The following is a 13,913-nucleotide window of genomic DNA, read 5'->3' on the forward strand; positions in this document are numbered from 1 at the left end:
CTTCATGACAATGAAGAGCTATCCACGTATAATCAGAGATAAAGGAGAGATGTGGATGCCAAAAGAAACTTTTTTCAATTTATCGAACGCAAAGAAACAGAGAATCGATGACCTATTACTGGAGATATTTTGCTCACAGCACATCAGCCAAGTCAAAGTCTCAGAGATTGTTGACAAAATGGGGATGTCGCGCGGTGCTTTTTATAAATATTTTCAAGATTTGGAAGATGCTTATTTGTATACGATCAAAAGCAGTTCTCACATAGTCCATCAAGATATCTTAAAATTCATTAGCGAAAACAAACAACATTTCTTTTTGGGGATCGAAAAATATTTAGAGAGGTGCTGCGACTTAGATCACGAAAGTATCTATTGGCAAAGGTTATACTTGTTAACCCAGCGAAATGATCAGCAGACAACCAAACGTAGAGAACTATCGGCTGATTCTCCAATGAACAAAAAATGGCTGGAATTATTAAGAATCAATCATTTCTCCATTCAATCGTCGGAAGAAGCAGTTAGTTTCCTATACTTTTCCATGTCCCTCGTAATGAACACATTGACGGATCTCATTGCAAATAATTGGACAAAAGAAGAGTTGTTAAAAGACTTTCGCCATAAATCTCGTTGGATTGCTGAAGGTATACAATAAAAAGAAACAGCTATGTCTATTTGTCCTGATATTTTTATCAGGATAGTAGAGTATACATAGCTGTTTTTTGATTGTTTATAGTTCAAATAAGCGGATCAGTTCTTCTTCATTTGCGAATGACACACTATCATCAATCAACCTATAAGGAACATGGGTATTCGGAATTGGTTGATTCGTGACGATCAGGTCATACTCAAGAAGATTGTACTTCGAAAGTTGATCTTCAGTGATAGCAGTTGTTTCAGAGTGAATCTTATGCACAGCAAGAACATCACTGACATATTTTTCAATGTATCGACTATGTCGAAGACTTAAATCACTGACGATTAGTATTTTTTTATCTGAAGTATAATGGTGTATTTCAGGATTACCGATAAGCATCCAAAATATATAGCTAGATAAATAACAAATCAAATTTCGATTCAGTAGGGTGGAATAAAATTGAAGTTCTGCACGAAATCCAGCATATAGACGTATATGGCGATGTTGCATCTGTTCTGCAAAGTAAGTGGCGCGAATCGTCAAATGAGTCGTGTCGTATGGGAAGATACGTGAGAAAAAATAAATTTGAGTTAAGAGTCGAACAACAAATTCTTCGTTTTTTTCTTTGCAATCAGCAGATGAAAATGAACAGTAGGATATATTTCTTCGTATTTGTTCACTGATTTCATTTTTTTCTTTCTCCGAAAATTCCGAAAAAATCGTATTGACAAAATAGTTCACTACTTTTATATAGCTGCTGTACTTCAATTTCCCTAAAAGATTTTTCAAGATCAAAAAGTCTTTTTTATCGATATTTATCAACTGTACATAAGAGTCTCCAGCTTTCCATTCGAATGGATTTCCTTGTGATTCCCGCATAAGATGCACAACAAAATACATAATAAAGAAAGATTGCTCATAAGGACTTTCTTCCTGAAACAAATTCAACTGACAATTATTCTTGACCATAATTTCTTTGATCTTCTTTTTTTCGATTGGAAATGGCAACGTGCGTCTTCCGTAGTAACTTAAAAAGAAAAAGGTGACAAAGATACGCAGCTGGAGCTCACTTTTCAGGCTAGTCAACTGAAACCCTTGATCGACGATTACTTTTAATAAATAGCTTTCTAAAATTTGATTGCATTGTTTCAACTTACGCGTAAAAGAAGAACGACTAATCGAGATTTTTTCACAATAATACTCGATCGTTTTGCCCGGATTGACAATGATTTCATTTAATAGACGACTATTTGTAGAACTTTGTGACATTTCCATCAGAACATTTAAATAAGCTGGTACATTCAAATGTTCAAGACGATACCCCAATTTTTGTGAAGGTTGAATCGTTATATCCGTTCCCCAGCGGATTTTGATCTCTTCGATATACCTTACAAATGTAGATTCTGAACTACCAATTCGTTTGGCAAGTTCTTTTTTAGTCATCCACTTGTCAGAAATGGACAGAATTCGAATGATTTTTTCCATCTTTCTATAGTTTCCTTCCAACAACCTGATCATATGTTTTTCTCCCTCAACCCTTTTCTTTCAATGAAACGCTCAATAATCGAAGGAATCAACTTCATAAATGAAACCAATTGGTATGAAAATTGGTGTGATTCCCTTTAGCGCCCTTCGTATAATAATTATCATATTAAAATAAATAAAATTATGTAACGCCTGTTTATTTTAATAATTTTCACTATTCACGTCAAAACAGAAAAAAAGAAAAAGGAGGGGAAAAATGACGACCACAGGGAAGAAGCTGAAAGTTGTTTTTGTGCTGATATTATTGAGTTTATCGAACATCCTGCCTGTAACTGCAATAGCAGAAGCTGCAGATAATCCAACAATGTTAGAAATCATTTCAGCTGAAATCACTTCAGATCAATCTGGGAAAAAAGCACTGAACGTCAAACTAAATGCGAATAACAACAGTACAAAAAAGGTAGAGAAGGAAATTGGTCTAGTTGAGAATTACTTAAGTGATGTGGAAAGAAAGGAAGGAGATGGCTATGCTTATCAGGTAAAAAGCGGGAAAACCATGCTGGAAATCTCACCAAATACTAAACAAACGATCAATCTAAGTCTTCCAATCGATCCAACACTTTATCATAGCCAGACAAATAAGCTGATCGTCGATAATAAAGAGTATGACATTACTGATGCGAAAGAACACAAGAAAGAGACAGAAGTGTCAACATCAAATACAGACGAAACAAAAGAAGGAGTATCAGAAGAAAATGAAAATTCTGTCAGCCCCTTTACATTGCCTAGATTGTCTTTGCCGGCTGTGACTGTTTCAACTAACCAGACGATTTCTACAGAGTATACGACAGATGATCAAGGCACTTATCCTAAAGCCAATTGGCAACCTACAGGAAATACAAATGTTCTTGATCACCAAGGTAATAAAAATGGATCAAATCAATGGGATGGGATAAATTCTTGGGATGGAGATCCTAATGATCGGACTCATTCGTATATCGAATACGGGGGAACAGGCAATCAAGCAGACTATGCGATACGTAAGTTTGCAAAGGAGACAACTACACCTGGATTATTTGATGTTTATTTGAATACCCGTGGAAATGTACAAAAAGATATCACACCTCTTGATCTCGTATTGGTCGTAGACTGGTCAGGAAGTATGAACGACAATGATCGGATCGGTGAAGTAAAAATCGGTGTCGATCGTTTTGTCGATACTTTAGCAGATAGCGGTATCACAGACAAAATCAATATGGGATATGTCGGCTACTCCAGCGAAAGATATAGCTACAGTAACGGTGCAGTACAGATGGGTTCATTTGATTCAGTGAAAAATCAAGTAAAATCCATTACACCTTCACGGACAAATGGTGGTACTTTTACACAAAAAGCACTAAGAGATGCAGGAAACATGCTATCCGTTCCAAATGGACATAAAAAAGTGATCGTCTTGCTGACGGATGGTGTACCGACATTTTCCTATAAAGTACAGCGAGTACGCGCACAATCAAGCAACGATTATTACGGTACCCAATTTTCCAATACTCAAGATCAGCCGGGAAATACTTCTCGAATTGCAAGAAGTTATTATGCACCTGATCAAAACAACCAATCCAGAAGAATAGACAGCACATTTATCGCAACCATTGGAGAAGCGATGGCGCTCAAAGAACGAGGAATCGAGATACATGGTCTTGGTATCCAACTTCAAAGTGATTCAGCAGCTGGTCTATCTAAAGCAGAAGTAGAGTCTCGTATGCGGAAAATGGTTTCAGCAGACGAAAAAGGAGACCTTTATTACGAATCAGCCGATCATGCAACAGATATCTCTGAATATCTGGCTAAAAAAGCTGTACAGATCTCTGCAACTGTAAGCAATGGACAAATAAATGATCCAATCGCAGAACCATTCATTTATCAGCCTGGTACACTTTCAGTCAAGAGTGTGGGGACAAGTCCTACAACGGTCACTCCATCTATTTCCATAGAAGGAAATACCATCAAGAGCAATCAGATTTATTTAGGAAAAAACCAAGAAATCCAAATTCATTACCAAGTGAGGATCCAGACAGAAAATGAGGACTTCCACCCGAATTTCTGGTATCAAATGAACGGTAGGACGACTTTTCAACCAAGTATTGACACTGACGAACTAGCTGAATTCGGTATACCATCTGCTAAAGCTCCAGGAGTCAATCTTCACATCAAAAAATTATGGGAAGAATTTGACAATAATCCAGCTAATCGTCCAGATCAAGTCACTTTTGAAATCCAACGGAACCATACAACAGATGCTGCAGCTTGGAAAAACGGATATATCCGCATCACTAAACCAACTAAAGATACTGCAAATACGTGGGAACGTGCAGACATCGAAAAACTGTCTGCAAATAGTGGAGAAAGTTATCAAGAGATACTATCACTGCCTCAATACAATAATCAAGGTCAAGCATTCAGTTACCAAACAATCAAAGAACTTCCTGTACCAGGATATGATTCTCAACAAATAGATGCACTGACATGGAAGAATACTAAACAATTCACACCGTTAGACTTAAAAATAACGAAAAATTCCTCTACAGGAGAAAAGGATCTCATTGGCGCTGTTTTCAAATTAACAGGAGATTCTATTGATACTTTACTAACTGATAATGGTGATGGGACCTATTCTCTTCCGGAAAATGTCAAATTGCAAAAAGAAATGACTTATACACTGACAGAAACAAAAGCTCCAGAAGGACATGAATTAAGCAAAAAGACTACTTGGAAAATCAAGATTGCTTCTAATGGTACGGTAACCGTTGATGGAAAAATAGTCACTACTTCCGATGATACGATTCAGTTGACCATTGAAAATCCTTTTATTGAAATTCCTATAGCAGTACGTAAGTATACGATGCAAGGGACGGGCAAAGAGATGAATCTTAAAGGTGCAGCTTTTGCCCTACAGAAAAAAGAAACAAACGGTGCTTATCAGCCAATGGACAACCAAACAACGAATGAAAAAGGTCTTGCCATTTTTGATTCACTCACACCTGGAGAATATCGAGTCGTTGAGACAGCTGGTCCTGCAGGATATGATACTTCACCGGGAAATTATGAATTCCAAATCGATAAATATGGAAAGATTATTTACACGGGGAAAAACATCGAGACAACGAATGGCATGTGGACGCTTACTCATCAAAATCGATTAAAAGCGTTTGACCTGACAGTACACAAAAAGGAAGACAACGGACAGGCATTAAAAGGAGCCAAATTCAGACTGCAAGGACCAGAAATAGACTTAGAATTGCCAAAAGATGGACAAGAAACGGACACCTTTTTATTCGAAAATTTAAAACCTGGAACTTATAAGCTGACCGAAACCTTTACACCAGGAGGATACCAAGGACTAAAAGATCCAGTTACTATCATCATAAAAGAAGATGGATCGATTCAAGTGGAGGGACAAGATTATGAGTCTGTTCTTTCACCAGGAGCCAAAAACAACCAGATTTCTTTAGACATCACGAATCAGGCAAAAGTACCATTACCTGAAACGGGAGGAATTGGCCGCTTAGGAATCTATCTAGTAGGGATGATTGGTTGTACATTTTCTATTTGGTATCTTTTTTTCAAAAAAGAAAGAGGGGGCAGCTAATATGAAAAAACTTGGTTGGCTTAGTATGTGTCTCTTCTTATTACTATTTAAACCTGTTTTTACTCAGGCAGTAACAGCAACAGAACCAGATATGGTCCAGATCACTTTGCACAAATTACTGTTTCCAAATGGCCAACTACCGGAAAACCAGCCAAGTGATGGACAAGAAAAAGAGTTATTGCAAACGTATCGGGGATTGAATGGAGCCACATTTCAAGTTTATGATGTCACAGAATCTTTTTACCATTTACGAGAAAAGGGGAAAACAGTAGAGGAAACACAAACAGAGATTGCAAAAAACGGTGTGTCTTCTGGCACGTTTATCGCAGAAGCAACGACCGAAACTCTGAACAACGAAGATGGTATTGCTTCTTTTTCTCTACCTGTCAAAGATCATAAAAAAAGAGAGAAAGCGTATCTTTTTATTGAATCCAAAGCACCAGAAGTCGTCAAAGAAAAAGCAGAGAACATGGTAGTTGTTCTACCTGTATATGGACAAAACGATCAAGAACTTTCATCTATCCATTTGTATCCTAAAAATGAAGAAAATAACTACCCTGATCCTCCTTTTGAAAAGGTATTAGAAGAATCGAGGGATGATTTTACGATTGGTGACAAAATCACTTATTCCTTGCACACGACGATCCCTATGAATATCTTAGACTATCAAAAGTTCGTATTATCAGATAGTGCGGATGGAGCATTAACGTTTTTACCTAATAGTCTAACGGTTTCATCGAATGGACAAAAGCTATCAGAAGGATTTGTCATACACACGAAACCACACGGATTTGAAATTGCATTTTCGATTCCTTCGCTAGAAAAATATGCTGGAAAAAACCTGAATATTTCTTATCAGATGCAGCTAAACAGTACAGCTCAGGCGAACAAGGAAATCAATAACAACGGAACACTAGATTTTGGTTTTGGTATCAGTACAAAGAAAGTCTCTGTATATACAGGGAGTAAGCAATTTGTCAAAATCGAGACAAATAAACCAAACAAACGATTAGCTGGCGCAGTATTCCTTATTAAAAACAAAGCAGGAAATTACCTCCAGCGAACAGCCAATGGATACAAGTGGACAAGTAACGAATCAGATGCGCTTCACCTGACCTCCGATAAAAATGGGAGAGTGTAAAATATTTTGTGTAAATAGAAAAAAGGAAATCCCTTCTGTAGAATAGAGTTACCACAACACATTCACAGAAGAGGGGACTTCCCTATGAACGATTTTACTACAGAAATTCTAAAGACTCTAGCGAACAAAGGCGATTTGAATGAATTATTCCGTGTCCATTTGGAGAAAGCAGTCAATACGCTTCTCAAAACGGAGTTAACGGCTTTCCTAGATTACGAAAAGTATGATCGCATTGGTTTTAACACGGGTAATTCTCGTAACGGCTCCTATGACCGTACGGTCAAGACCGAGTATGGGGAACTTCATCTCCAGATTCCGCGCGACCGCAATGGCGAGTTCAAGCAACAGACTGTTCCTGCTTATAGACGGACGAATGACACGTTAGAGGAGACCGTCATTCACCTCTTCCGAAAAGGTATTACCATGTCGGAAATCGCAGACTTGATTGAGAAAATGTATGGGCATCACTACACGCCCCAAACCATGTCCAATATAACAAAATCATTTACAGAAGAGGTAACGGCGTTTAAAGGGCGGGAGCTTCATGACCGTTATGCTGCTATTTATATGGACGCAACGTATATTCCGTTAAAGCGGAAAACCGTCGCCAAGGAAGCTATTCATATCGCAGTTGGCATTCGCCCGGACGGATCAAAGGAAGTATTGAGCTATGCGATTGCACCGACTGAATCCATCACGATTTGGGAGGAAATTTTATTGGACCTTCAAGAGCGCGGTTTGAAAAATGTCCTCCTGTTCATCACGGATGGCTTAAAGGGGATGGTAGGAGCGATTAGTCGGTTCTATCCCAAAGCTCGTTTTCAACATTGTTGTGTACACGTTTCCCGTAATATCAGTCACAAAGTGCGTGTCGATGATCGTAAGGAAGTCTGTGATGATTTTAAAATGGTGTATCAAGCCTCATCTAAAGAGGTGGCGTTGGAAGCACGTGGTGCTTTTGCGGAAAAATGGAAAACCAGCTATCCAAAAGTGGTTGAATCGATTCTTTCGAACGATCACTTGCTCACTTTCTATGATTTCCCCTTGGCCATACGCAAGAGTATTTATTCTACGAACTTGATTGAATCCTTTAATAAGCAAATCAAGAAATACAGCCACCGCAAGGAACAGTTCCAAAACGAAGAGTCGATGGAACGTTTCTTAGTCTCGTCTTTTGATACTTACAACCAAAAATTCCTAGGTCGCAGTCATAAAGGCTTTCAACAGGCCGAAGGCGAACTTGAACAAATGCTAAGCCAACTGATTGAGAATTAGAAACAATCTGCAGTAGGGAAGAATCATTTACACAAAATTATTGACGCTCCCAAAAATGGCGCTTTTTCCATTATCGGGTTGAGAACAGGAGATTACTGGTTAAAAGAGCTCAAAGCACCATCTGGTTATATTTTAAGTGAAACAGAAATTCCGTTTACCATTTCAACTAGTCTCTCTGAGGATAAAGAGACTGTCGGTAGATTGAAAGTAGTGAACAGAAAAGAAAATAGTCGTCCATTTCTTCCTAAAACAAACGAAACGAAAAACATCCTTCTAGTCGTTGTTGGCATGGTGTTCGCAAGCCTTGCAATATGGTTGTTTATTAAAAAAAGAACAGGAGTGACAAAATGAAAAATCATAAAAAAATAAGCATTATATTAGGCGCACTTTTTCTTATTTTACCATTAATCACAAGTAGCTTCGGTGCAAAAATAGTGTTTGCGGAGGATACAGCAGCTCAAGTCATTCTCCATAAAAAGAAAATGACTGATTTACCCGATCCTTTGATTCAAAACAGTGGAAAAGAAATGAGCGAATTCGATCAATACCAAGGATTAGCCGATATTTCATTTTCTGTTTATAACGTCACTCCAGAATTTTATGCGCAACGGGAGAAAGGAGCGTCGGTGGATGTAGCAAAACAAGCAGTCCAATCTCTGACTCCTGGTACACCAATTGCATCAGGAACGACAGATGCGGATGGAAATGTGACTTTATCTTTACCTAAAAAACAAAATGGGACAGATGCAGTCTACACAATCAAAGAAGAACCAAAAGACGGAGTGACAGCTGCCACAAACATGGTGCTCGCTTTTCCTGTATATGAGATGATCAAACAAACAGATGGCTCTTATAAATATGGGACAGAAGAATTGGACACTATCCATCTCTATCCTAAAAATATAGTTGGTAATGATGGAACGTTGAAAGTAACCAAAGTCGGTACTGCCGAAAACGAAGCACTAAACGGTGCAGCATTCATTATTTCTAAAGAAGAAGGAACACCAAGCGTCAAAAAATATATCCAAAGCGTCACAGATGGATTGTACACTTGGACAACGGATCAAACGAAAGCCAAACATTTCATTACTGGTCATTCTTATGATATCGGCAACAATGACTTTGCCGAGGCAACGATTGAAAAAGGACAGTTGATCGTCAATCATTTAGAGGTTGGAAAATATAATTTAGAAGAAGTAAAAGCTCCTGATAATGCAGAAATGATTGACAATCAAACAAACACACCGTTTGAGATCTTGGCAAATAGTCAAACACCTGTAGAAAAGACAATCAAAAATGATACGTCCAAAGTCGATAAGACAACTCCACAATTGAATGGAAAAGATGTCGCAATCGGAGAAAAAATCCAATATGAGATCTCTGTTAATATTCCTTTAGGTATCGCTGATAAAGAAGGAACACAAAACAAGTACACGACATTCAAACTCATTGATACTCATGACGCTGCTTTGACATTTGATCATGAAACTTCAGGAACGTATGCGTATGTCTTGTATGATGGGGATAAAGAAATCGATCCAACAAATTATTCTGTCACTGAACAAACAAACGGATTCACGGTTTCAGTTGATCCGAATTATATTCCTTCACTCACTCCTGGTGGTACGCTGAAATTTGTTTACTATATGTATTTGAACGAAAAAGCAGATCCAACAAAAGGGTTTTCTAACCAAGCAAATGTCGATAACGGACATACAAATGATCAAACACCACCGTCAGTCGATGTCGTTACTGGCGGCAAACGATTTGTCAAAGTAGATGGTGATGTTGCATCAGATCAAACACTTGCTGGAGCAGAATTCGTCGTTCGTGATCAAGAGAGTGACACAGCCAACTATTTGTCGATCGACCCATCTACAAAAGCCGTCAACTGGGTTTCGACGAAAGAATCAGCAACAGTTTTTTACAACCACAAACAACGGTTTAGTTGATGTGACAGGTCTCAAATACGGCACGTACTATCTGGAAGAAACGAAAGCACCAGAAAATTATGTTCCATTGGCAAACCGCGTAGCATTTACTGTCGATGAACAATCTTACGCAACAGCAGGACAGTTGATTTCTCCTGAAAAAATACCAAATAAACACAAAGGTACACTTCCTTCAACAGGTGGTAAGGGAATCTATCTTTATATTGGTGCAGGAGTGATCCTTCTATTGATTGCTGGATTGTACTTTGCTAGACGCAAGCATAGTCAGATTTAATCTTTGTACATGAATTGGAAAGAGGAGCAGTAGCTTACGCAATTGCTCCTTTTTCTTTTATTAACAACTAGTCAGCACAAGGAGAACACAAATGAAACCAAAGAAAAGGAAACTTCTAGACCTGCTAATGATTCTTCTGCTTCTGTCAGGGATAGGCGTCTTGGCTTATCCATTCGTTAGCGATGCGCTGAATAACTACCTAGATCAGCAAATCATCTCTCATTATCAGCAACAAGCAGTAAAAGAAAATGAAGCAGTCATGGCCAAAATCCAAAAAGACATGACAAAGAAAAACCAGCAATTAGCAAAAAAAGGAGGAAATCCCGGTGTCGATCCCTTTACTAAGAAAAAGGAACCAGTGAAAATGGACAAAACCTATTTTGAAAAACATACGATCGGCGTTCTGACGATTCCTGAAATCAATGTCCATTTACCGATTTTTGACGAAACAAATACCGTGCTGCTAGAAAAAGGCGCTTCGTTATTGGAAGGGACATCTTATCCTACTGGGGGAGAAAGTACGCATGCCGTTATTTCCAGTCATCGGGGACTGCCTCAAGCAAAGTTGTTCACTGACTTGCCAAAACTGACTTTCGGTGATTCTTTCTATATCGAGATCAACGGACAGACACTTGCTTATCAATTCGATCAGATAAAGACGGTAGAACCAACTGATACAAAAGACCTGAGAATCGAAAAAGGGAAGGATTTCGTGACACTACTGACTTGTACACCTTATATGATCAACAGTCATCGCTTACTTGTCAGAGGGCATCGCATTCCTTATCATGCAAAAAAAGTACAGAAAGAAGTACAGAAAGTATCTGAGAACAAACGTTTCTTCCTGTACGGATTGATAGCTATAAGTATACTGATTTTTCTGTTTCTTATTTATCTTTTTCGGCAGACATTTAAAATAAGAAACAGAAGGTAACTGTGTCTCTTTTCTATGATAGATATATTCAAATCAATGCGTAAACAAATAGACTGGCTGAAGTTTGAAAAAGAAAACTTCAGCCAGTCTATATTTATAACGATATCAAAGAAAGCTTATCTCAATTTTTCCGATATTCTTTAAGAAGGCCTTTTTGCATCAATTCTTGTTTGTTTTTCAAGTTGCGGATATTCTCTTCAAAATTTTGAGAATATATCACTGAGAATAACGTATTTAATACGTAATCGAAGGCAATTTGAGAGGAGAAAGTCGCTACTTTAGCAAAATCATATTCCTCCTGCGATATAACAAGACACATATCAGCCTGTTTGGCCATTTCTGAATGCTGATTTCCGGTAATCAATAATGTTGGAGCTCCTACATGCTTTAGATAGGTCATTATCCGTTCATAATGATGAATACGACCGCTGTAGCTAATAAAAACTGCGCAATCCTCGCTAGTCAAATTGGCTGCATTCCAAGAAGAATCGCTATATTCTTCGGCCAAGATCAAAAATTTATTCAACTTGACCATTTTATTCTGGAACTTCCTTGCCGTGATTTGGGAATCACCTTTTGCAAAAAGAAAAATTCGCTGTGCGTTGTTCAATACTTTACTGATGTTTTCCAAATCTTGATGCTCGATCTGCAATTGCGCTTTTTTTATTGACTGGATCGACAAATCTGCCATTTTCTTTGCAATTTGCTGTGTGTTATCTTCACTTGAAAAAGGAAAATTAGGATCAATCGTTTGATTAAACTGGGCAATCAATTGATGAACTTCCCGTCCTAGTTCGAAACGAAATTCTTTAAATCCGCTGAAGCCCATTTTTTTGCATAAACGAATGATAGCTGAATGGGAAGTATACGTAGCTTTTGCTAATTCTTCAATCGTCATGTAGACTGTGGCTTCGATATTCCTCCGAATATAATCAGCGATCCGTTTCTCTGTCGTGGTAAACAACTCTTGTTTGGTTAATTTTTCTTCAATAAGCATGATCTGACCTCCAAATTCTATCTTAACCAAATGATAACAAATGTTTTTCTGAACTTTTTTGCCAGAATAGCTATTATAGACACTTTCTATATTTTTCTAAGATATACTGAAAACAACAATAAAAGGAGGCACAAATCATGCTTACAATCGCTTATCTCGGCAATGGAAAGAGTACAAATCGCTATCATTTGCCATTTTCAAGAAAACTTACGGACAAAATCAATATCAAAAAAATTTTTTCCCCATCTAAACCAGTGTGGGAAACATTTGAAGACATCGAATATACCGATCAGTTGTCTGATCTTTGGAATGATCCTGAGATCCAATTAGTTGTCATTACTACACCAAGTCAATTTCATTATGAATATGGAAAAATGGCACTTGAACATGGAAAGAATGTATTGGTAGAAAAACCTTTTGCAGAAACTTCAAAGGAAGCAGAAGAGTTATTTGCATTAGCAAAAGAAAAAGGGCTATTTATCCAATGTTACCAAAACAGACGGTTCGATTCTGACTTCTTGACAGTCCAAAAAGTAATCTAAAGCGGGAAATTAGGGGATATTTTAGAAGTAGAAATGCATTACGATTATTTCAGACCGGAAGTACCAGAAAATACACATGAATTTTCTACTGCAAACAGCTATTTATATGGACATGCTTGTCATACAGTAGACCAAGTTCTTTCTTATTTCGGCGAACCAGATGATATCCTCTATGATGTTCGTCAACTATTAGGGAAAGGACGAATGAATGATTACTTCGATTTGGACTTTTTCTACGGAAACATGAAAATTTCGATAAAATCCAGTTATTTCCGTATAAAAGAACGTCCAAGTTTCGTCGTTTATGGAAAAAAGGGGATGTTCGTGAAACAAACGAAAGATCGGCAAGAAGAACATCTTAAAATGTTTTATATGCCTGATCATGAAGACTTTGGGATCGACTTGCCCGAACACTACGGTGTATTGACTTATATAGATGAACAAGGGGATTATCATGAAGAAAAAGTGATTTCCGAGGTCGGTGATTATAGTCGCGTCTACGAAGGCATTTACGAGACATTAGTCAATGGCGCTGAAAAAGTCATTAAAGATGAAGAAACAATCTTACAGATGAAAATTTTGGAAGAAGGAATCAAAGACATTCAAGAATCAGAAAATAAAAGATGAAAACATGACATATTTGTAAGAATCGGGTTTGTTTTTTGACGCACAAACTGTCTTATTGTACGATGAAAAAGTATAGAATTACTAGGAGGAACCAATATGACAAATTATGATGGTGAAAAACACAAACGATTAAGAGGTTCAATGGCCCCTAAAACGGAAGATGAAGTAGCTTTAGCAGGTACTAATTCTGGTGAAACAGAAGATAAAGAAGAATCATTAGCTGGTACAAACTCCGGTGAAACAGAAAACAAAGAAACAGCTTTATCTGGTTCAAATTCCGTAGAAGAAGAATCAGAATCTAACGAACCTAATCACCTCGAAAAAGATATCGAAAAAGCGGTTGAAGAGGTCAAAGAAAAATTTGAAGAACTGACTTCAAAAAATAAACACGATCATCATTAATTCA

Annotated in this window: 7 protein-coding genes and 4 pseudogenes; 9 read left to right on the top strand and 2 right to left on the bottom strand. The window is 37.7% G+C overall.

Annotated features, from left to right (window positions below; genetic code table 11):
* The first annotated feature begins 4 nt into the window (after window positions 1-4).
* Window positions 5-652, top strand: a complete 648-nt coding sequence (locus AC1F25_RS04145) for a TetR/AcrR family transcriptional regulator (RefSeq protein ID WP_087063934.1) — start codon at window positions 5-7, stop codon at window positions 650-652.
* 75 nt (window positions 653-727) lie between these two features.
* Here the strand turns inward: AC1F25_RS04145 and AC1F25_RS04150 are convergent, their stop codons facing one another.
* Window positions 728-2,152 (bottom strand): AcpB/EbpR/MafR family transcriptional regulator, encoded by a 1,425-nt coding sequence (locus tag AC1F25_RS04150; RefSeq protein ID WP_479994278.1) that lies wholly within the window; start codon window positions 2,150-2,152, stop codon window positions 728-730.
* 223 nt (window positions 2,153-2,375) lie between these two features.
* Here AC1F25_RS04150 and AC1F25_RS04155 point away from each other — a divergent pair, with 223 nt between their 5' ends.
* The 6 genes and pseudogenes from AC1F25_RS04155 (at window position 2,376) to AC1F25_RS04180 (ending at window position 11,341) form a co-directional block, all read left to right on the top strand.
* A complete protein-coding gene (locus AC1F25_RS04155; protein ID WP_479994279.1) occupies window positions 2,376-5,765 on the top strand; it encodes a SpaA isopeptide-forming pilin-related protein in 3,390 nt (1,129 codons plus the stop codon).
* A 1-nt stretch (window position 5,766) separates the two neighbouring features.
* Window positions 5,767-6,897 (top strand): annotated as a pseudogene (locus AC1F25_RS04160) (pilin N-terminal domain-containing protein); the annotation flags it as partial.
* Between the two features lie 93 nt (window positions 6,898-6,990).
* A complete protein-coding gene (locus AC1F25_RS04165; RefSeq protein WP_002324630.1) occupies window positions 6,991-8,181 on the top strand; it encodes an IS256-like element ISLgar5 family transposase in 1,191 nt (396 codons plus the stop codon).
* 27 nt (window positions 8,182-8,208) lie between these two features.
* A pseudogene (locus tag AC1F25_RS04170) lies at window positions 8,209-8,532 on the top strand (prealbumin-like fold domain-containing protein); the annotation flags it as partial.
* Window positions 8,529-10,407: pseudogene (locus AC1F25_RS04175) on the top strand (SpaH/EbpB family LPXTG-anchored major pilin). The pseudogenes AC1F25_RS04170 and AC1F25_RS04175, both read left to right, overlap by 4 nt.
* A gap of 91 nt (window positions 10,408-10,498) precedes the next feature.
* A complete protein-coding gene (locus AC1F25_RS04180; RefSeq protein WP_479994280.1) occupies window positions 10,499-11,341 on the top strand; it encodes a class C sortase in 843 nt (280 codons plus the stop codon).
* Between the two features lie 121 nt (window positions 11,342-11,462).
* Here AC1F25_RS04180 and AC1F25_RS04185 read toward each other — a convergent pair whose 3' ends face one another.
* Window positions 11,463-12,338, bottom strand: a complete 876-nt coding sequence (locus AC1F25_RS04185; protein WP_002309266.1) for a MurR/RpiR family transcriptional regulator — start codon at window positions 12,336-12,338, stop codon at window positions 11,463-11,465.
* 137 nt (window positions 12,339-12,475) lie between these two features.
* On the opposite strand from AC1F25_RS04185, the pseudogene AC1F25_RS04190 reads away from it, so the two are divergent.
* Window positions 12,476-13,507 (top strand): annotated as a pseudogene (locus AC1F25_RS04190) (Gfo/Idh/MocA family oxidoreductase).
* Window positions 13,508-13,603: 96 nt separating this feature from the next.
* The gene (locus tag AC1F25_RS04195) at window positions 13,604-13,909 is read left to right on the top strand and encodes a hypothetical protein (protein WP_002313766.1); all 306 of its coding nucleotides are present in this window, start codon (window positions 13,604-13,606) and stop codon (window positions 13,907-13,909) included.
* Window positions 13,910-13,913 lie beyond the last annotated feature (4 nt).

The organism is Enterococcus sp. M-BR2 (assembly GCF_056612775.1).